Source organism: Polaribacter sp. Hel1_33_96, from assembly GCF_002846595.1.
Lineage (GTDB): Bacteria > Bacteroidota > Bacteroidia > Flavobacteriales > Flavobacteriaceae > Polaribacter.
The window spans coordinates 2,865,895-2,886,842 of sequence record NZ_PJMV01000001.1; the positions used below are offsets into that span (position 1 = coordinate 2,865,895).

Consider the following 20,948-nt stretch of genomic DNA (forward strand, 5'->3'; position numbering starts at 1 on the left):
TTTAACTACTTACTAGAAGAAATTATACCCTCTCTTTTTAATGATTTGATAATAACAGCTACATATTCATTAACGGTAGTACTGATAGCGTTAGGTTCAATGATTTTGTTTGAAGCAACCCAAATTAAAGATTTATCATTATTCTCTTTTAGTTTATATAATGAAGTTTCAACGTGATAAATTTTATACTTATTATAGTATCCTCCATCAAAATATACATCTTGATGCAGATAATAATAGCGTCTAAAAGGGTGTCTCCTATAATAGTAGTTGTTATAGTAATTAGTATTGTACATTACTTCTTCATCCACTCCTTTCACTGCTGAAATTAATATAGCATCAAAACCATTTTTAGTGATTTTTTCTACTTCTTCTTTGATATTTTCTTCAGTTTGCTTTTCAGTAGTAAATTTTAATGTAAATAGGTCATAACTTTCTGCTGAATCAACACCATTCTGTTTTAGTTTTTCTTTTAATTGTTCTTCAAATATTTTTCTAGCGGTTAAGTTTTCCGTAATTCCAACAATTAATAATTTTTTAGGTTTAAAGTCAGTGTATTCTTTACTTCTCCAACTATCTACTATTTTAATAGATGAGCAACCTGTAAAAATTATTATTGCTAAAATGAATATTAAATTTTTCATGACTTTTAGGTTTTATCTCGTAAATCTATTTGAATTAAATTCTTTTTACTATGATATTTATCATTTAGGCCCTTTTAAAATTGGGTTATTAAAAACGTAAAAAAAAGGACACTAAATTAGTGTCCTTTTTGAGTGTATTTTTAAAAACCGCTTTTTCTTAGTTAAAATTTAAATCATATCTTAATCCGAAAAAGAAAAGTTTAAATTATCCAAAGCTCAAATATGATCTGATAATTATTTTTTCATCTTTAGAATCTTCAAAACAGCTTTTAAATAAAAATAAGCTAGCCTTCGCATGGTTTCTGCGATCTTACTTATTTCCGAGCATCAGTAACTCGTTGCAAACAACTTCTGTTACATATCTTTTTTCTCCTTCTTTAGTCTCATAACTTCTAGAAGTAAGTTTTCCTTCAATAGCAACTTCATTTCCTTTTTCTAAGTATTTTTCTATAATATCCGCTGTTTTATTCCAGGCAATAATATTATGCCACTGTGTATCCGTTACTTTTTCTCCTTGAGAATTTTTATAACTTTCATTTGTAGCAATAGAAAACTTTGCTAATTTTTTTCCACTGTCTAAAGTGATGATTTCTGGACTGTTTCCTAAGTTTCCAATTAACTGTACTTTGTTTCTTAACGTACTCATAAGATAAGTTTTTAAATTATTATTAGTATTTGTCAATTCGTTTTGACTCTGCAAAGTTGCGACACAACAAAAATTTTATTCGGTTAAAAAACAATTACTTTCGGTTGTAATTACTTGTAGTCGTTTGTAAACGGATAATTTATTGTATATTTATCTAATGGAGGATAAAAAGTGTTTAGAATGCGAAGAAGTATTAAAAGGTAGAGTAGATAAGAAATTCTGTTCTGATTATTGCAGAAATGCGTATAACAATCGGGTAAACAAAGACAGTAAAAACCTTATCAGAAATATTAATAATCGCCTCAGAAAAAATTATAAAATCTTATCAGAATTAAATATTTCAGGCAAAACAAAAGTAACAAGAACCAAATTATATGATAAAGGTTTCGACTTTAATTTTTTTACTTCTATCTATAAAACCAAAACAGGAAACACTTATTTCTATATCTATGATGAAGGATATTTGCCTTTAGAAAACGAACTATTTTTATTGATAAAAAAAGAACGCTAATTTAGATTTTATGAAAATTAATCATAATACATTTACCAAAGTTAAAATCTAAAAAATACGTTAACTATTCCAAGTATTCCCTTTTACTTTAATCGCAGCTTTTAAGACATCTTTCTGACTTAATTGACCTATCAACTTTCCATTTTTTACAACAGGAAACCTTCTTCTGCGTGAGCTTATAAATTTAAAAGCAGCATCAAAAATATTCATGTTTTGATCAATTGTATCCACATCTGTAACCATATATTTTCCAACAGTATTATTCGTGTCAGAAGGCATGTTATAGTACTTACTTTCAGAAATGTGTTTAATACAATCTGTTTCAGAAATAATACCAATTAAATCGTTTTTATCATTAACAACTGGTCCTCCTGAAATCTTATGTTTAATTAATAAGTTTATAACATGGTCTAATGAATCATCAGCTTTAAAGGTGATGAGTTTTTTTGTCATATAATCAGAAACTAAAATTTGTTCTTCATTTTTCCCTTGAGATTCGTCTCTTTTTCCTTGAAAGCTTTTAATCCCCATACTTCAATATTTTTAAGTTGTTTTTAAATTTACAGTATTTTCTCTTTCAAACAACAATTTAAATTAAGTTTTTTTATTTCATACATTTATAAAAACTTTTAGTTCAAATGAAAAAAATATCTTCTGTCTTATCGGTACTCATAATTTTAGGTGTTATCTCTTGGAGTTTTTCTGATTTAAAACCTTCATTACAAAAAGAAAAATCTTTAACTAAAGAAGGTTTTTCTACTATCAATGCGCTTGAGCATGTAAAAAACATTAGCTTAAAACAACATTACGTAGGCTCTAAAGAGCATAAAAATGTTCAAAAATATATAGCTGAAGAACTGAATAAAATGGGCTTAGAAACAGAAATTCAAGTTCAAACTGCGGTAAATAAAAAATGGTTTGCTGCTACAACCGTACAAAATATTATTGCAAAAATAAAAGGCTCAGAAAACGGAAAAGCTTTAATGCTACTTTCTCATTATGATTCTAATCCGCATTCTTCTTTAGGTGCAAGTGATGCTGGCTCTGGTGTTGCAACTATTTTAGAAGGAGTAAGAGCATTCTTATCAAAAAATAAAACACCAAAAAACGATATTATTATTCTAATTTCTGATGCTGAAGAATTGGGTTTATTAGGTGCTCAAGCTTTTGTTGATCTTCATCCCTGGGCAAAAGAAATTGGCTTGGTTTTAAATTTTGAAGCTAGAGGCAGTGGTGGTCCAAGTTATATGTTAATGGAAACTAATGGGAAAAACAGTAAACTACTTTCAGAGTTTTTAGCTGCAAAGCCAAACTTTCCGGCAGCAAATTCTTTAATGTATAGCATCTATAAAAAGCTACCGAATGATACTGATTTAACCGTTTTTAGAGAAAGCGGAAATATAAATGGTTTCAATTTTGCTTTTATCGGCGATCATTTTGACTATCATACAGCACAAGATTCTTATGAACGCTTAGACAGAGAAACGCTTTTGCAACAAGCAGATTATTTAACTACCACTTTAAATTATTTTGCTTTTTCTGATTTAGAAAATCTAGATTCTAAAGAAGATTTTGTCTATCTAAATTTTCCTTTTTCAAAACTACTTACGTATTCTTTTTCTTGGGTAACTCCCTTATTGATTATTGCCATCATATTATTTATGATTTTAATTTTCTTTGGGTTTTCACTCAACAAAATCTCTTTAAAAAATGTTTTAAAAGGTTTTCTTCCATTTTTAACATCCATAATATTATGTGGTTTAGTTTCTTTTGGATTATGGAAATTAATCCTTCTCCTTCACCCCCAATACAATGACATTTTGCACGGTTTTACTTATAATGGATATCTTTATATCATCGCTTTTGTTTTCTTAAATCTTTCAATTTTACTAAAAATTTATAAATATTTTTCTCAAGAAGAAAAAACAGCAAATTTATTAATAGCGCCCATTTTTATTTGGTTGGTAATTAACTTTTTCATCAGCTCTTATTTAAAAGGAGCAGGCTTTTTTATCATTCCTGTTTTTTGTGCTTTATTGATTTTGATGATTGCTATTTTTATGAATATCGAAGAACGCTCAAAACGTATTTTATTTACCCTATTATCTATACCAACAATCTATATTTTTGCTCCATTAGTAAAAATGTTTCCTGTAGGTTTAGCGTTAAAAAATGTATTTATAAGTGGTGTTTTGATTGCTTTAGTTTTTGGGTTGATGATCTTTACTTTTAATCAGAAAAAAGCTTCTTGGATGCTAAAATTAAGTAGCCTTCTAACCATTATTTTCTTTGCTATAGCAACTTATAATAGTGGGTTTTCTACAGATAACAAAAAACCAAATAGTATTGTTTACATTCAAAATTCTGATAATAAAACTGCGTATTTTGGCACATATGACACAACTTTAGATAAGTATACAAAGCAAATTTTTGATAAAAGTGCTATTAAAGGAGGTATTAATAGTGCTGAAACCAAAAGCAAATACAACACACGTTTTGCCTATCATAAAAAAACAGATTACAAAGATATTCCTTCATCAACTATCAATATAGATTTTGATACTATTATAGGGAATAAACGCTTGTTAGAATTAGAAATAGTACCCAATAGAAAAATAAACAAATTTGAATTCATTACAGACAACAAACTAACTTTAAATCAATTTAAAGTAAATGATGCTCTTGTAAATAATGGAAAAAAATATACTGTAGAAAAAGGGACTTTTTTAATCTATTATATGGCAAATTCTGATAAAAGTGTAACAATTTCTTTTAGTATATATAAAGACGACGAATTAAATATAATTCTAAACGAAATATCTTATGATTTATTAGAGAATCAGAACTTTTCTATAAACCCAAGATCAGAAGAAATGATGCCTATGCCCTTTGTTACGAATGATGCAATAATCATCAGTAAAAAGTTAAAAATTTAATCGTTAATTTATATTCCACAAAAAAAGCGTTCTAAATATTTAGAACGCTTTTTTTATAAAGATGAAAGACCCTTTTATTCAATTTCAGAAACACGTAAGGTGTTTACCATTCCTCTAGCCTCAGCAGGCATTGATGCAAGGTTGATAATTAAATCACCAGGTTTTACAAAACCTTTTTCTTTTGCAATATTATTAATATCTACTACCGTATCATCTGTTGTTAGGTTTTTATTATAGTAGTATGCTTTTACACCCCAAAGAAGACTTAATTTTCCTAAAATTCTTTTATCTGTTGAAAAAGCTAACACAGGTGTTCTTGGTCTCCAAGCAGAAATTTGAAATGCGGTATAACCACTATTTGTTAATGTTGATATTGCTGCTGCATCTGTATTATTTGCCATTAAAGCTGCATGATGACAGATAGATTTTGTAACAAATCTATTCGTTCTAATATGAGGAGCTTCATGTGGTACTTTAATCATTCTAGAGTTTTCTACACTTTTAATGATTTCAGACATTTTTTGAATTACTTTTATTGGGTGTTTACCTACAGAAGTTTCTCCAGAAAGCATTACAGCGTCCGCACCATCCATAATAGAATTAGCAACATCATTAACCTCTGCTCTTGTTGGCACAGGGTTATCTATCATTGTTTCCATCATTTGAGTCGCAATAATTACAGGAATTCTTGCTCTTTTTGCTCTTCTAACTAATTTCTTTTGAATTAAAGGAACATCTTGCATTGGTATTTCTACACCTAAATCTCCACGAGCAACCATTAATCCATCACAATAAGGAATTAATGAATCTATATTTGCAACCGCTTCTGGTTTCTCTATTTTAGCAATGATAGGAATTCTATATTCAGAGTGCTGTGCAATTAAATCACGCAACATTCTTAAATCCTCAGGAGTTCTAACAAAAGATAATGCCATCCAGTCTACGTGCTGTTCAATTGCAAAAACTGCATCTGCCATATCTTTCTCTGTTAATGCAGGTAAAGAAATAGCTGTATTTGGTAAGTTTACACCTTTTTTAGACTTCAAAGCGCCACCAACAATTACTTTAACAATAACTTCTGTTTCTTTGTTAGTTGACATAACTTCAAACATTAACTTACCATCGTCAACTAAAATATGTTCTCCAACTTTTACGTCTTTCGGAAAGCGTTGATACGTCATAAAAGCCTTCTCTTTGGTTCCAATACATTTTTCTGTAGTGAATGTAAAAGTATCGCCATCTTCTAAAACAACCTCTTCTTCCATAACTCCAACACGCAATTTTGGACCTTGTAAATCCCCAAGAATTGCAATATTAAAATCATTTTCAGCATTTATTTCTCTAATAATTTTTACTTTTCTTTTTACGTCTTCATAATCTGCATGAGAAAAGTTAATTCGAAAAACATTTACACCATTTCTAGCTAATTCTGTTAAAATTTCTTTTGTATCTGTTGCTGGTCCTAAAGTGGCAACTATTTTTGTTTTTTTATTGTGTAACATGTTTTTTTTAAAATATTAAAAAGTCTTTAGACTTTAATGTATTCTTATCTATTGAATAAGAAGTGATTACTTGATCTATTTTTTTTATTTTACCTACGGTTTCCAAAACAAAACTATACGCTAAATCTCCCGAAATCTTTATAAAGAAATCTACTTTTTTCTTTTCAGGTATTAAATATGTCTTTGTTTCTGATGTTAGTAGAAGTTCATTCAATTCTGTTTGATTTTCTCTTTTAGAGCTGTTTGCAATTAAGAACCAATCAAAATCGTACTTTGTACTGGCATAATTAAAAATTGAAAAGGATGCTTTTTTTTGCTGATTTTCAAAATTTAAATCTTCTCTAGATTTATAAAAACTCGTACCTAAATTTTTATTCAACAAATAGGCTAATTTGAAATCTTCTAATGCTGTATGAATACCAATTAATGAGTATTCATCCTCACAGAAATCTTCTAAACCTAATGAGTGAATTTGCATAATTAATAACTAGTTTTAATTCATCTTCAAGATGCTAATTTACTAATTGTTTATGAGTTTTTCTGGGATTTTAACGAAAACGTTATCGTACTTAACCTAAAGAAATTTCACTTTGAAAAGCATAGTAGACTCTTTTAGAAGCTTGTTCTTCAGCCTTTTTTTTAGAGGTTGCTCTTCCTTTAGCAACTTGCTCTCCATTTATACTTAACTTAACGCTGAAGTGTTTGATGGACTCATTTCCAGAATCCTCATAAGTATCAAATTTATATTTCTTCTTCTTTTTTTGACACCATTCTATAATCAAACCTTTGTAACTAGTTATTTTACCTTCTAGTTTTTCGATATCAACATAAGGCACAATTACATGTTCGTGTATAAATTTCTGACAAAAATTATACCCTCTGTCTAAATAAATAGCACCTATTAAAGCTTCGAAAATATTGCCATGAATATTATCTCCAACGTTTGATTGATCTATATTACTTTTTACAAAACGAATTAAGTTTAAATCTTTGCCTAACTCGTTTAAATGCTTTCTACTAACTATTTTAGAACGCATTTGAGTAAGGTATCCCTCTGATCCCGTTGGAACTTTTTTATACAAGTAGGAAGCAATAACAGATCCTAAAATAGAGTCGCCTAAAAACTCTAATCGTTCGTAATTAATAGGAATCCCTTTTTTATCCAACATTTGCACAGATCTATGCGTAAATGCTTTTTTATATTTATTGATATTTTTTGGGGAAAAATTGAGTACTTTTTTTAATTCTATAAATAATTGTTGATCCTCTTGAGAATGGGATTTAACTATTTTACGAATAAAATTCATCGGTTATTCCTCTAATTTCTTAAAGGCAACACAAGCATTATGACCTCCAAAACCAAATGTATTGCTCATTGCTATTTTAATATCTCTTTTCTGAGGTTTATTTAGCGTAAGGTTTAATTCTGGATTAATGTTTTCGTCTACTTTCGTATGATTTATAGTTGGTGGTACGATACCATGTTTCATTGCTAAAATAACAGCAATAGACTCTATAGCCCCTGCAGCGCCCAATAAGTGCCCTGTCATAGATTTTGTAGAATTAATATTTATGGTTTTTGCATGACTGCCAAAAACTTGAGAGATGGCTTTTAATTCTGCAACATCTCCTAAAGGTGTAGAAGTCCCGTGTGTATTAATATGGTCTACATCTTCTGGTTTAATTCCTGAATTTTCTAGGCAATTTTTCATTACTGCGATAACTCCAACTCCTTCTGGATGTGGCGCTGTCATATGATATGCATCAGAAGACATTCCTCCACCGATAACCTCAGCATAAATTTTTGCTCCCCTCGCTTTCGCGTGCTCATATTCTTCAAGTACAATAGCGCCTGCTCCTTCACCCAATACAAAACCATCTCTTTCACCATCAAAAGGTCTAGAAGCTGTCTCTGGGGTTTCATTTCTTGTTGATAAGGCGTGCATGGCATTAAAACCACCAACACCCGCGATTGCAACAGCGGCTTCAGAGCCACCCGTTACTATAATATCACAAGTACCTAAGCGGATATAGTTTAAAGCATCTATCATAGCATTCGCTGAAGATGCACATGCAGAAACTGTTGTATAATTTGGCCCCATAAATCCATTCTTAATGGAAATATTTCCTGGAGCGATGTCTGCAATCATTTTTGGGATAAAGAACGGATTGAACCTTGGAGTACCATCTCCAGCTCCAAAATTTAAAGCTTCATTTTGAAAAGTTTCTAAGCCTCCAATTCCTGCTCCCCAAATTACACCAACGCGTAATTTGTTAATCTTTTCTAGGTCTAGATTTGAATCTGCAATTGCTTCATCTGAGGCTACCATTGCATATTGCGTAAATCTATCCATTTTACGTGCGTCTTTTCTATTGATAAAGTCGTTCACGTTAAAGTTTTTTAATTCACATGCAAAACGAGTTTTGAACTTGGCAGCATCAAAGTAAGTGATAGGAGCAGCACCACTAACTCCGTTAGTTAATGCATTCCAATATTCTTCAATATTATTACCAATTGGCGTTAATGCGCCAAGCCCAGTGACTACAACTCGTTTTAACTGCATATAAATTACTTTTTTGCTTCTTCAATATAGCTAACTGCCTGACCAACGGTACCGATGTTCTCAGCTTGGTCGTCTGGAATTTGAATATCGAATTCTTTTTCGAATTCCATAATTAACTCAACAGTATCTAAAGAATCTGCTCCTAAATCGTTTGTGAAGCTAGCTTCTGTTGTTACTTCATTGTCGTCTACTCCTAATTTGTCTACGATAATAGCTTTTACTCTTGATGCAATGTCTGACATAATTTTCTGTTTTTTAAAATTTAAATCGGGGCAAAAATACGAATCTTATTAATTCTAACTAACTTTTGCTCGAAAAATGATACTAAAAGATAAATAAAATCTTTAATCTCCTTTTAAAAAGATCGGTTTGTTAATAATTATTCCTTTTTTTGTAGTCTAGATTTATAGAAATGAAGCGTATCGTTATTTTTGCTTCTGGTTCTGGAACGAACGCAGAAAATATTATCCGATTTTTTAATCAAAACAAAACTGCTAAAGTTACTCAAGTACTTTGTAACAATGAGCACGCAAAAGTTATTGATAGATGTAAGTTGTTAAAAATTAGTTGCTTATGTTTTAATAAAAATGATTTTTTAAAAAAAGACACTATCTTAAATCTTTTAAAAGAAACCGCAGACTATATTGTTTTAGCTGGTTTTTTATGGAAGATTCCTGAAAATATTGTGGCCGCTTTCCCTAATAAAATCATTAATATTCATCCTGCTTTATTGCCAAAGTATGGTGGAAAAGGGATGTACGGAATAAACATTCACAGAGCTGTAAAGGAAAATAAAGAAACAGAAACAGGCATCACAATTCACTATGTAAATGAAAATTATGATGAGGGTGCTATCATTTTTCAGGCAAAAACTACTCTTTTAGAAGAAGATACTCCTGAAATTATTGCCGAAAAAATCCATATCTTAGAACAACGTTTCTTCCCAAAAATAATAGAAGACGTAATTTTAAATATAAATGAGTAAAAAAAAGTTTTATGTCGTTTGGAATGGAAGAAAAAAAGGCATTTTTTCTTCTTGGGGTGTCTGCAAAAAGCAAATTGATGGTTTTGAAGGCGCACTATACAAATCTTTTGCCAATTTAGATGAAGCTGAAACTGCTTTTGCTAAAAACTACGAAGACTATAAAGGCAAAAACACTAAAAAACCATCTTTATCCTCCTTTGAAAAAGCAAAATTTGGAAATCCTATTCTAGAAAGCATTTCTGTAGATGCTGCTTGTTCTGGGAATCCAGGAAAAATGGAGTATAGAGGGGTTCTTACCCATAACAAAAAACAACTTTTCATAAAAGGGCCTTTTAAAAAAGGGACGAATAACATTGGTGAATTTTTAGCTTTAGTACACGGAATTGCTTTATTAAAAAGTAAAAACAAAGCAAACATTCCTATTTATTCTGATTCTAGAATTGCCATGAGTTGGGTAAAAAAGAAACAATGTAGAACTAATCTTGTTTTTGATGCTTCTAACAAAGATTTATTAGACCTTATAAAAAGAGCTGAAAAATGGTTGGAAGAAAACACCTATAACAACCCAATTTTGAAATGGGAAACCAAAGCTTGGGGAGAAATTCCTGCAGATTTTGGCAGGAAATAAAAAAGAGTTATTACTAAAAAGTTACTTTGTTTAAAAGGGGTTTTAATCAGGTTCTATAATATAATTTTAGAAGACCAAACACTATTTATTTTTTTATAAGATTAGCATCAAATAATAAATCCCAAAACTAAAAAATAGTTTTGGGATTTATTTTATAATTATAAACGTTATCTGTTTACCTTTATGAGATTGCTTCGTAAAAACTCACAATGCTGAGCAACAATTAAATAGAAGCTTTCATTAACTCTCTGTTCATTCTTGCAATGTTGTCTAAAGAAATTCCCTTAGGACATTCAACCTCACAAGCGCCTGTATTTGTACAGTTTCCAAAACCTTCTAAATCCATTTGCGCAACCATGTTCTGCACACGATCTGAAGCCTCTACTTGTCCTTGTGGTAATAAAGCATACTGAGATACTTTTGCGCCCACAAATAGCATTGCAGAGCTATTCTTACATGTTGCTACACAAGCCCCACAACCTATGCAAGTTGCTGCATCCATAGCTTCGTCTGCTGCGTGTTTAGAAATCGGAATTGAATTTGCGTCTTGTGTATTTCCAGATGTATTCACAGAAATATATCCACCAGCATGCTGAATTCTATCAAAAGCGGTTCTGTCTACAACCAAATCTTTTATTACAGGGAATGCTGCAGCTCTAAAAGGTTCTATAGTAATTGTATCTCCGTCTTTAAACATTCTCATGTGTAATTGACAAGTTGTTATACCCCTATCCGGTCCATGTGCTTCACCATTAATATACATAGAGCACATTCCACAGATTCCTTCTCTACAATCGTGATCGAAAGCTACTGGCTGTTCTCCAGAGTTTACTAACTGTTCATTTAGAACATCCATCATTTCTAAAAAGGACATATGTTCTGAAATCTCAGTAACTTTGTAGTCTACCATCTGACCCTTTGAACTTGAGTCTTTCTGTCTCCAAATTTTTAGTGTTAAATTCATAATGTCTATCTTATTTATAACTTCTTTCTTTAACTTCTATGTTCTCGTAAACCAACTCCTCTTTATGTAAAACTGCGTCTTTTGGTTCTCCTTTGTATTCCCAAGCAGAGACAAATTGGAACTCTTTAATTCTCTTTGCTTCTCCGTCTTCTGTTTGATGTTCTTCTCTAAAATGTCCTCCAGCTGATTCTTCTCTTACTAAAGCATCTTTTGCAAACAATTCCCCTAACTCAAGGAAATCTGCAACTCTACCTGCTTTTGCTAATTGCTCATTATACTCTGTTTCTGTTCCAGGAACATTTACATTTTGCCAAAAGTCTTTTCTTAATGCAGAAATTTCTTCAATAGCTTCTTTTAAGCCTGCCTCGTTTCTCGACATTCCACACTTATCCCACATAATTTTTCCTAATATTTTATGGTAATAATCTACAGAGCGAGTTCCTTTATTATTGATAAAGAATGCTATTCTGTCGGTAACGTCTTTTTCTGCAGCTTCAAATTCTGGGGTTTGTGTTGATATTTTTCCTGTCCTTATATCATCCGATAAATAATCTCCAATAGTATACGGCAATACAAAATAACCATCTGCTAAACCTTGCATCAGTGCAGATGCTCCTAATCTATTTGCCCCGTGATCAGAAAAATTTGCTTCACCAATACAGTAACATCCGGGAATTGTAGTCATTAAGTTGTAATCAACCCAAACACCTCCCATAGTATAGTGAACTGCTGGATAAATCATCATTGGAGTTTCATATGGATTTTCATCAATGATTTTCTCATACATCTGAAATAAGTTTCCATATTTAGCCTTCACAATTCCTTGCCCTAATTCTTTGATTTTAGCTTCAGATGGATTTGATATATTTTGAATCTTCGCTTGCTCTTTTCCGTAACGTTCAAAAGATGCTGAAAAATCTAAATATACAGCTTCACCAGTTGCATTTACCCCGTAACCTGCATCACAACGTTCTTTTGCTGCTCTTGATGCTACATCACGTGGCACTAAATTTCCAAATGCAGGATAGCGTCTTTCTAAGAAATAATCTCTTTGCTCTTCTGTTAATTCAGTAGGTCGCTTACTTCCTTCTTTAATTGCTTTTACATCCTCTAAATTCTTTGGAACCCAAATTCTACCATCATTTCTTAAAGACTCAGACATCAAAGTTAATTTAGACTGATAGTCTCCCGATCGTGGAATACAAGTTGGATGAATTTGTGTGTAACAAGGATTTGCAAAATAAGCTCCTTTTTTATGTACTTTCCAACCAGCAGTTACATTAGATCCCATTGCATTGGTAGACAAGAAGTATACATTTCCATATCCTCCTGAAGCAATTACAACTGCATGTGCTGAATGACGCTCTATTTCTCCTGTAACTAAGTTTCTTGCAATAATCCCCCTAGCTTTTCCATCAACAATAACAACATCTAACATTTCATGCCTGTTAAACATTTCTATTTTACCACGAGCAATTTGTCTATTCATTGCAGAATAGGCTCCTAATAATAGTTGCTGCCCTGTTTGTCCTTTCGCATAAAAAGTTCTAGAAACTAAAACACCTCCAAAAGAACGATTGTCTAACAAACCACCATAATCGCGAGCAAAAGGAACTCCTTGTGCCACACATTGATCTATAATATTTGCAGAAACTTCGGCTAATCTATAAACGTTTGCTTCACGCGAACGATAATCTCCTCCTTTTACGGTATCATAAAATAAACGATACGTAGAATCTCCGTCTCCCTGATAATTTTTTGCCGCGTTGATTCCTCCTTGAGCGGCTATTGAATGGGCTCTTCTTGGAGAATCTTGGTAAGCAAATGCTTTTACATTATAGCCCAACTCTGCTAATGTAGCAGCAGCAGAACCACCTGCCAAACCTGTACCAACAACAATAACATCTATATGACGCTTATTTGCAGGATTTACCAAATCTATTTTATTTTTATAATCTGTCCATTTATCTTTAATTGGACCTTGAGGTACTTTTGAATCTAAAGCCATAACTTTATAAGATTAATGGTTAAGGTGATGAAATAATGCAATAAAAATAAATCCTAAAGGAACTATAATTGAATATGCTTTACCAATAGTTTGTAATGTTTTCTTTCTTCCTGCTGTGCCACCCATTGACTGAAATGCGGATGTAAAACCGTGTGCTAAATGCAATCCTAAAAATACAAATGCAACCACATACGCAGCAACTCTAATTGGATCTACAAACTTGTGCACTAATTCTTCATGATAACGCAAACCTTCTAAGCCTTCCATCATTCCCGACCAATCGCCTTGAATGAATTTTGTGTTAATTTCTGGAAACCAAAAATCAATAAAGTGCAATAGAACAAAAGCTAAAATTGCCAGTCCACTCCAAATCATGTTTCTACTAATCCAAGTTGAATTTGCAGCTCCGTTATTTTTCGCATAATTTACACCATTCGCTTTTCTGTTTTTTAGTTCTAGGATAAACCCCATAACAAAGTGAAAAACAACTGCAAAGATTAAGACAGGTTGCAATGCAAACTGCACTAATGGATTTGTTCCCATAAAATGAGATACTTCGTTAAAAGTCTCTGGACTAATTACTGATAAAATATTTATTGCTAAATGCTGAAGTAAGAAGAACATTAAGAAAAACGCTGAGAGCGCCATTGCCACTTTTCTTCCAATTGAAGATTTAAAAAATCCGCCCATTGTATAATTTAGTTAAAATTGTAACCACAAAAATACGGTTAAAGAGGTCTCGATACAAAGATTTTATATCGTTTTCGCAAATATTTAGAATAATTTTAAATAATAAATAAGACCATTTTAAAAAAAAAGGGTTTTTAAAAAAAGTTTGGGTTAATTTCTGGAATTAGATTTTACCAAACATTTATCATTATCCCATACTCCAATTAAATATTCTTCAGAAATAAGCTTTCCTTCAAATGTTAAAAAACGACCTTTTTTATCCTTTTTTATAATTTTCATTTTACCTTGATGGATAGCATTTATTACTCTATAAATTAGTCCTTTTTTGGAAACCTTGCTCCCTCTAGAAATCAATTTTAAGCCTTCATTATTATTCCATAAATCCATCTCTGAAGATTTTTTGTCAGGTACAATTCCGTCTTCTAATTTACTTTTTTTATATGATAAATAGTTTTCTTTTTCATGAGATTTCCCAAGAGATCGAGCTGCTTTTTCACCAATCTCTTGTCTTAAGCGAGCCATCCAATAGGCATGTCTAAAAGCATCTACCTGACCCCCAGAAGCATCCCCATCTAACAAATTAGTTTTTTTAATTGAATCTGCGATCCGTTTGGCTTCTTTCGAAATTTCTAATGATTTTATTGCTTTAAAAGGATGAAACAAAACCCAAGTTTTTTTTGGCCGTGAAAGGTCAAAAAAACTTTTAAAATTGGTTTGAGCGTTTGTTGAAATTACACTTAAATAAAAAATAAAAAAGAAATATTTTTTCACGTATTTAAAATAAGATTTTTCGTTAAAATTCTCTTGATTCAAGATAGATAAAATATTTAATGAAAATCCTGAAGTAAGATGGCATTAAAATAAGACCAAAAGCGCTATTGAAATTTTTCATCCAGTTAAAAATTAATTATTCTACTAATTACATGTTTCAAAACAAAAGTAAAAAAATAAAATCTTAACGCAACCTTTTAAAAGTATTTGCACCTAATACATATAATTATCAAAAAAATAGTTTAAAATGAAAAAAATAATCTTACCCCTAATATTATTAATTGCCTCAATATCTTTTTACAACTGCGAATCCAATGCTATAAATGAGACAACAAACCCTATAATTGAAGACCCAAACCCAATAACAAATCTTTCATTTGAAGAGGCCTACACTTTTGAGGCAAATCTTTTAGGAGGACCTCATATTGGAATGACGAGTTCAACATCAGAAAATAGCTTATATATTTCATGTAGAGAAAATGAGTCCTCAGGGAATACAACTGAAGAAGAGATTTTTAAATTAAACCTAGACACAAATCAACTAACTAGAAAAAACACCTCTCCTGGTGGATTTATTACAAAACAATTAACCATTAGTAACAATCAACTTGTATCAATTGGCGGCACCGAATTAAAAACCTACGACTTAAACATCGTTGATGAACCTTCAAGTAGAAGTTACTTTGGTATAGATGCAAAAAACCCATATTTCACTCTAAGTAAGTTCGGAATTGCAACGGACAATGGAAACACCTACATAATAGGAGGGTATCGACCTGATACCTCAACGAAAGAAAATAAAAAAATTTACAAACTAAATATTAATTCTGAAGAACTATTTGAACAAATTATTGACACTCCTGAAACTATGATTGGAGCCAGTGCTGCAGTAGTAAATGAAAAAATATATGTCTTTGGAGGTGCTTTGTATGAAGATTTTCAGGCAACAAATAAAATTTATATTTATCCTTTAGATAATTCATTAAATTATGAAGAACTTAGTATGACCGTAGCAGCAGATGTTACTTATGTTCATAAATATGGAGAGATCATATTAATAGCTGGACATAAAGGGCTTTATGCGGATGATAAAACTTCTTTTATTGGTACATTTGACCCTAGTACAAATATTTTTAAAGAAATTGAAACTAATTTAGATTCCGAAGGAGGCCTAAAAGCCATTCATCAAATGATGGTGAAAGACGATAAAATAAATATTTTATTTGGCAGTCCAGGTAATGGCCAAAATGTACAATCTGAATGGTCAATTCTAACAGCAAGTTTAAAATAAATATGCACAAAACAACACATGAAAGAGAGTTGTATTTTTTTTGAAGAGAACTTCTATTTATTTCAAATAATTGATACTAAATTAAGTAAACCACTTATTAATCTTAATAAAAATCAGTTATAGATATAGAAGTTCTCATACAAAAATGTTGCCGTCAAAATTTAAGTGCACAAACCAAAATTTATAGCTTGTTTGCTGATAAACTCTTCAGAGTATGCCTAAAATATTCTAAAAATCAGCAAGATGCACAAGACACACTGCAAGATAGTTTTATAATGATATTTAAAGATATTTCAAAATTTAAAAACAAAGGTTCTTTTGAAGGATGGTTAAAAAGAGTTACTGTAAATGTAGCTCTTCAAAAATTCAGAAATCAATCTATATTGCAATTTGACTCAATAGAAAATTTTCAAATACCTGAAGAAGATGTCTTTGTAAATATTGATGAAAAAAATATAAATCTTGATTATCTATTATCTTTAATTAAAGAACTGCCTCCTAAATATCAAATAGTTTTTAACCTATATGTTTTAGATGGATATTCTCATCAAGAAATTTCTGAGCTACTCAAAATATCTATAGGTACATCAAAATCTAATCTTTATAGAGCGCGAAAAATATTACAAAAAAAAATAAATGATGAATCTGAAATAAATAAATTATGCAGATTAGCTTAGACAAATTATTCCAAAAAAAAATACAAACTTCTGAAGTTAATCTACCTTCTGAAGTTTGGATTGCTATTGAGACTAAGTTAAGAAAAAGAAGACGAGTGCGTATTTTTTGGTCAGTTTTTGGAATCAGTTTTGTAATATTAATAATTTCTATATTAGTATTTTATCCTCCTAAAAAAGAGTTACCAATAAATTTTCACAAGAACACAAATTTAAAAGAATTGAAGGATGAACAAGTTAAAACTAAAAAGAAAAGCAACTTAGGAACAGACTTAAAAAATAAAAAAACCAAGAAAATATTTTCCTCAGTTTCAAATATTTCAGTGGAAAAGAGATCTGAATTATCAAATAGCCAAAACTATAAAACAATAAAAACAAAGGATAATAATAAATTAGAAGCTAATCGCCATAAAAAAGCATATGATTACAATAAAACAGAAGAAATTCTAAAAGATGATAGTTTTCAAAAAGATAAAAAAAGTATTTCGGTTAAGAAAAAAATAAATAAAATTGATTCTTTAGCACAAAAGCGTAAAAAAGATTCGTTACCTGTTAAAAATGAAAAAAAATGGATTATTACACCAGTTTTTGGCTTTTCAAATTCAGGTCGATTTACAAAAAACAGCTCAGTGATCGATAGTCGTTTTGATGATAATCCATCATCTGGCTTAATTTCAAAATTGTTTGGATATAAAATTGGATTTAAACTATCAGATAAGGTTTATTTACAAACAGGAATTATATCAAAAGAGCTTAGCTTCATTACAAAGGAATTATTTCTTAAGGGAATTAAAGGAAATAATAGTTTATTAAATGTAAATTATGATCCTGACGTTCTTATTAGGTTTTCAAACAACAACCGAAACCTCCCTGGTGAACCTGAGGCTCAAAAATCAGATTTAATCCAAACAATTGGATACTTAGAATTGCCAATTGAAATTAAATACAGACTCTATAACAAATCAAAATTCAGAACTAATTTTATTGGGGGTTTAAGTTTATTATACTTAAACAAAAACGAAATTCTTGCAAAAACAGATTTATTTACTAAAAAAATTGCGACAGCAAATAATTTATCAACTTACAGTGTTAGTTTTAATATCGGATTAGATATTGATTATAATTTATCTAGACGATTTGTTTTTAATACGGCTATAATGTTTAAAAAACATTACCAAACTTATAATAGATATAGCGACAAAACAGCACCTTTTGTAATAGGCATACACACCGGAATAGGCTATAGGTTTTAATACTTTAGAAGTATAGAGCGATTAAAAATCTAATATATCTCAAACCTTCCTGTAGCTGATTCCAGTTTTACAGTATATACTCCTTTTGGCAAATAATACTTTCCGTTTTTAGCATTTTTTAAAGTACTCTCTTTGTATTTACTAACAAAAGCTTTTCTACCTTTTTTAGAGAAAGAAACATCATATAAAACTTCATTAAAACCTTTATCTGCGTCCACAGAGATTGAATTTACTTTTATATTGTTAGAAAAAACATCAACAATAACTTTTTTCGTTTCATTTGAGTAGAAAGAAATATTTATTTCGGGAATATTCGGAGGAGACCAGTTACCTCTAGAGCTTCCCCAATTGTTGCTTTTTCTTATCGAATTAATTGCAAAAAAATGTGCTGATTTTTCGGCTAAATCATCCGTAAGCAATTGTAAAGGAGCAATGTTTGCTTTGTATAAACTTCGTCCATGAGTGCCAATAATTAAATGTTTTGCTGTAGGCTGAATCACTAAATCATGCACAGCCACATTCGGTAAATTCCTTGAAAAAACTTCCCAAGAATTTCCTTTATTAAAAGAAACATACAGCCCATTATCTGTGCCAACATACAACATGTTTTTGTTTACAGGGTCTTCCTTAATTACATTTACTGAAGCTATTGGAATTGCATTTCCAATATTTTTCCAAGTTTGTCCAAAATCATCAGACATAAAAATATATGGTGTAAAATCATCAAATCTGTAACCGTTTAAACTTACATAAACGCGTTCTTTTTTATGTGATGAGGCTGCAATTCTAGAAACCCATAAATCTTTTGGAAATGAATTTGAAATCTTTGACCAAGAACCTCCACCGTTTTTAGAAATATGCACTAATCCATCATCTGAGCCTGCATATAATAATCCAAATTGAAACGGACTTTCAGAAATAGTAGTTAAGGTTCCATAGGCTACATTCCCTTTTTTCCCGCCAGATGATAAATCTCCCGAAATAGTTTCCCAAGTATCTCCTTGATTTAAACTTCTGTGTAATTTATTACCTCCTAAATATAAAATATCTTGATTGTGTTTTGATAAATGAATGGGTGTTTGCCAATTAAATCTATACGGGGCTTCTCCTAAGGAATGTTTGGGCTGAATATATGTTCTTTTTCCTGATGCTCTATCAATTCGAAAATAATTTCCAAATTGATATCCTGTATACACAATATTTGGATTTCTATCATCTACTTGCACTTGCATTCCATCACCTCCCATAATAGATTCATAGGGATTTTGGCCTGTTTGATGCCAACGTTTGTTGATTTTAGCATCATGTGATGCTGTCCAAACACCGTTGTCTTGCAATCCTCCATATACCTTATAATTTTTCTGATTATCTGCATACACAGAATAAAATTGTCCAACAGCAGGACTATTTAATTTTATCCAACTGTCCCCATCATCATAAGACATGTTTAAACCTCCATCATTTCCATTTAAAATATGTCCAGATTTCTTTGGGTTTACCCATAAAGCTTGATGATCTGAATGTACATTTTCTCTACTAATTAATTTAAATGCTTTTCCTCCATTTTTCGATTTTAAAATTGGAACTCCCATTACATAAATTCCATTTTCATCTTGATGATCTACTCTAATTTCACCAAAATAATATCCATAAGAATAATACAAACCATCTAAATAATCTTCATGCGTTTTTTTCCAAGACGCTCCTCCATCTATAGTTTTAAAAACTTCTGCTCCAACAACAGGGGTGTCAAATAACAAAGAATTTGCGTCTTCTAAATATTTGGCTAAATCTATTGGCTTTACAGAACCAACTCTCACCATTTGTTTTACATTCTCTGCTCTGTATTTTTCCTGAAATCCGTTGTTTTTTAAATATGAGTTTAACTTTTTATCTGTAAGATTTAAGAATGTTCCAACAGACATTGTTTTAAAATCTTCTTTCGTTAAAGTACTTGAAGGTTTTTTGTTTGTATTTCCCTTTCTTCTAAACTGGCTATCATGCAAAGCATAAACAATATTTTCATTAAAAACAGCCAACCCAATTCTACCAACTCCATCTCCCATTGGAAAACCACTTTTATCTGAAACTTTTACCCAAGAATCTCCAGCATCTGTACTTTTATAAATGGCCGATTTGCTTCCATTTCCATGAAAATTCCATGCTTTACGATTTCTTTCCCAAGAAGCAGCATAAAGAGTCTCAAAGTTATTTGGGGCGGGCTGTACGTCAATTATACCTGTATTTTCATCAATAAACAAAGTTTTAGTCCATGTTTCTCCTCCATCCGTAGTTTTGAAAATTCCTCTTTCTTTATTCGAAGAATATAAATGACCAATAACTCCAATTACTACTTCATCTGTATTTTTTGGATTAATAAGAATTCTACTAATGTGGTGAGAATCTAACAAACCTACATTGTTCCAAGTTTTACCTTTATCTATAGATTTTAAAACACCTATTCCTGCATAAGACGAGCGAGAAGAATTTTTTTCACCAGTACCAACCCAAATTGTTCCGGAGCTCCAATCTATAGCGATATCTCCTACGTTTTGTGTTGCCGAACTATCTAAAACTGGTGTAAAAGTTGTTCCATTATTCTTTGTATACCACAAGCCTCCAGAGGCATAACCCACATAAAATTCCATGGTATTATTTGGGTTTACATCAATATCTGCAACACGTCCACTCATTATAGTTGGACCTATATTTGTAAAGTTGACGTTTTTTACTAGAGACGTTTTTTCTAAAATTTCTTTCTCTTTAAGAGCCTTTTCAATTAAAACAGCACTTGTAGCTGTTTGTTGCGCAATTAAAATACCGCTGAATAAAAAAAGTAAATACTGTATAATTTTTTTCATGTTTTGTTTATTGAATTAAT

General features: G+C 30.9%; 20 protein-coding genes. 7 read left to right on the forward strand and 13 right to left on the reverse strand.

The annotated features are described in order from the left end of the window. Positions 1–5 precede the first annotated feature (5 nt). On the reverse strand, positions 6–644 hold the full coding sequence (locus ATE90_RS12325; protein WP_036784391.1) for a hypothetical protein: 639 nt from the start codon (positions 642–644) through the stop codon (positions 6–8). Between the two features lie 310 nt (positions 645–954). After that, complete coding sequence (locus tag ATE90_RS12330; protein ID WP_036788079.1) at positions 955–1,290, reverse strand: single-stranded DNA-binding protein; 336 nt, start codon at positions 1,288–1,290, stop codon at positions 955–957. Between the two features lie 157 nt (positions 1,291–1,447). On the opposite strand from ATE90_RS12330, the gene ATE90_RS12335 reads away from it, so the two are divergent. Beyond that, on the forward strand, positions 1,448–1,801 hold the full coding sequence (locus ATE90_RS12335) for a hypothetical protein (protein ID WP_036784393.1): 354 nt from the start codon (positions 1,448–1,450) through the stop codon (positions 1,799–1,801). Positions 1,802–1,861: 60 nt separating this feature from the next. Here the strand turns inward: ATE90_RS12335 and ATE90_RS12340 are convergent, their stop codons facing one another. Continuing rightward, positions 1,862–2,332: a CBS domain-containing protein gene (locus ATE90_RS12340; protein ID WP_036784396.1), complete on the reverse strand. Its 471-nt coding sequence runs from the start codon at positions 2,330–2,332 to the stop codon at positions 1,862–1,864. Between the two features lie 107 nt (positions 2,333–2,439). Here ATE90_RS12340 and ATE90_RS12345 point away from each other — a divergent pair, with 107 nt between their 5' ends. Beyond that, on the forward strand, positions 2,440–4,737 hold the full coding sequence (locus ATE90_RS12345) for a M28 family peptidase (RefSeq protein WP_036784399.1): 2,298 nt from the start codon (positions 2,440–2,442) through the stop codon (positions 4,735–4,737). Between the two features lie 74 nt (positions 4,738–4,811). Here ATE90_RS12345 and pyk read toward each other — a convergent pair whose 3' ends face one another. From pyk to ATE90_RS12370, 5 genes are all read right to left on the reverse strand, one after another. Next, complete coding sequence (pyk, locus tag ATE90_RS12350) at positions 4,812–6,239, reverse strand: pyruvate kinase (RefSeq protein ID WP_036784402.1); 1,428 nt, start codon at positions 6,237–6,239, stop codon at positions 4,812–4,814. 7 nt (positions 6,240–6,246) lie between these two features. Further along, complete coding sequence (locus ATE90_RS12355; protein ID WP_091952412.1) at positions 6,247–6,717, reverse strand: IPExxxVDY family protein; 471 nt, start codon at positions 6,715–6,717, stop codon at positions 6,247–6,249. A 91-nt stretch (positions 6,718–6,808) separates the two neighbouring features. Further along, a complete protein-coding gene (rnc, locus tag ATE90_RS12360) occupies positions 6,809–7,546 on the reverse strand; it encodes a ribonuclease III (RefSeq protein WP_036784406.1) in 738 nt (245 codons plus the stop codon). Between the two features lie 3 nt (positions 7,547–7,549). After that, the gene (gene fabF, locus ATE90_RS12365; protein ID WP_036784408.1) at positions 7,550–8,803 is read right to left on the reverse strand and encodes a beta-ketoacyl-ACP synthase II; all 1,254 of its coding nucleotides are present in this window, start codon (positions 8,801–8,803) and stop codon (positions 7,550–7,552) included. A gap of 5 nt (positions 8,804–8,808) precedes the next feature. Further along, entirely contained in the window at positions 8,809–9,045 is a 237-nt protein-coding gene (locus ATE90_RS12370) for an acyl carrier protein (protein ID WP_004569249.1), read from the reverse strand. Positions 9,046–9,215: 170 nt separating this feature from the next. Between ATE90_RS12370 and purN the strand changes: the two genes are divergently transcribed. Together purN and ATE90_RS12380 are read left to right on the forward strand one after the other, a co-directional pair. Next, the gene (purN, locus tag ATE90_RS12375; protein ID WP_036784413.1) at positions 9,216–9,788 is read left to right on the forward strand and encodes a phosphoribosylglycinamide formyltransferase; all 573 of its coding nucleotides are present in this window, start codon (positions 9,216–9,218) and stop codon (positions 9,786–9,788) included. Beyond that, positions 9,781–10,416 (forward strand): ribonuclease H1 domain-containing protein, encoded by a 636-nt coding sequence (locus tag ATE90_RS12380; protein ID WP_036784415.1) that lies wholly within the window; start codon positions 9,781–9,783, stop codon positions 10,414–10,416. Before purN ends, ATE90_RS12380 begins: the two co-directional genes overlap by 8 nt. Before the next feature lie 223 nt (positions 10,417–10,639). On the opposite strand, the gene ATE90_RS12385 is transcribed toward ATE90_RS12380, so the two are convergent. The 4 genes from ATE90_RS12385 to ATE90_RS12400 all read right to left on the reverse strand — a co-directional run bounded on the left by ATE90_RS12385 (position 10,640) and on the right by ATE90_RS12400 (position 14,741). After that, positions 10,640–11,380 (reverse strand): succinate dehydrogenase/fumarate reductase iron-sulfur subunit, encoded by a 741-nt coding sequence (locus ATE90_RS12385; protein WP_036784418.1) that lies wholly within the window; start codon positions 11,378–11,380, stop codon positions 10,640–10,642. Between the two features lie 10 nt (positions 11,381–11,390). Continuing rightward, positions 11,391–13,388, reverse strand: coding sequence for a fumarate reductase/succinate dehydrogenase flavoprotein subunit (locus ATE90_RS12390; protein ID WP_036784420.1), 1,998 nt, complete (start codon positions 13,386–13,388; stop codon positions 11,391–11,393). A 12-nt stretch (positions 13,389–13,400) separates the two neighbouring features. Beyond that, a complete protein-coding gene (locus ATE90_RS12395; protein ID WP_036784423.1) occupies positions 13,401–14,078 on the reverse strand; it encodes a succinate dehydrogenase cytochrome b subunit in 678 nt (225 codons plus the stop codon). Positions 14,079–14,228: 150 nt separating this feature from the next. Continuing rightward, on the reverse strand, positions 14,229–14,741 hold the full coding sequence (locus tag ATE90_RS12400) for a DUF6973 domain-containing protein (protein ID WP_235317693.1): 513 nt from the start codon (positions 14,739–14,741) through the stop codon (positions 14,229–14,231). A 355-nt stretch (positions 14,742–15,096) separates the two neighbouring features. Between ATE90_RS12400 and ATE90_RS12405 the strand changes: the two genes are divergently transcribed. The 3 genes from ATE90_RS12405 (at position 15,097) to ATE90_RS12415 (ending at position 18,067) form a co-directional block, all read left to right on the forward strand. Next, positions 15,097–16,140 carry a kelch repeat-containing protein gene (locus tag ATE90_RS12405; protein WP_036784425.1) on the forward strand — a complete coding sequence of 348 codons (1,044 nt, stop codon included), beginning with the start codon at positions 15,097–15,099 and terminating at the stop codon, positions 16,138–16,140. A gap of 137 nt (positions 16,141–16,277) precedes the next feature. Continuing rightward, a complete protein-coding gene (locus tag ATE90_RS12410) occupies positions 16,278–16,817 on the forward strand; it encodes an RNA polymerase sigma factor (protein ID WP_366132839.1) in 540 nt (179 codons plus the stop codon). Beyond that, positions 16,802–18,067 (forward strand): outer membrane beta-barrel protein, encoded by a 1,266-nt coding sequence (locus ATE90_RS12415; RefSeq protein ID WP_036784430.1) that lies wholly within the window; start codon positions 16,802–16,804, stop codon positions 18,065–18,067. The genes ATE90_RS12410 and ATE90_RS12415 overlap by 16 nt, the downstream gene beginning before the upstream one ends. Before the next feature lie 29 nt (positions 18,068–18,096). On the opposite strand, the gene ATE90_RS12420 is transcribed toward ATE90_RS12415, so the two are convergent. Continuing rightward, positions 18,097–20,928, reverse strand: coding sequence for an exo-alpha-sialidase (locus ATE90_RS12420; protein ID WP_180335210.1), 2,832 nt, complete (start codon positions 20,926–20,928; stop codon positions 18,097–18,099). Positions 20,929–20,948 lie beyond the last annotated feature (20 nt).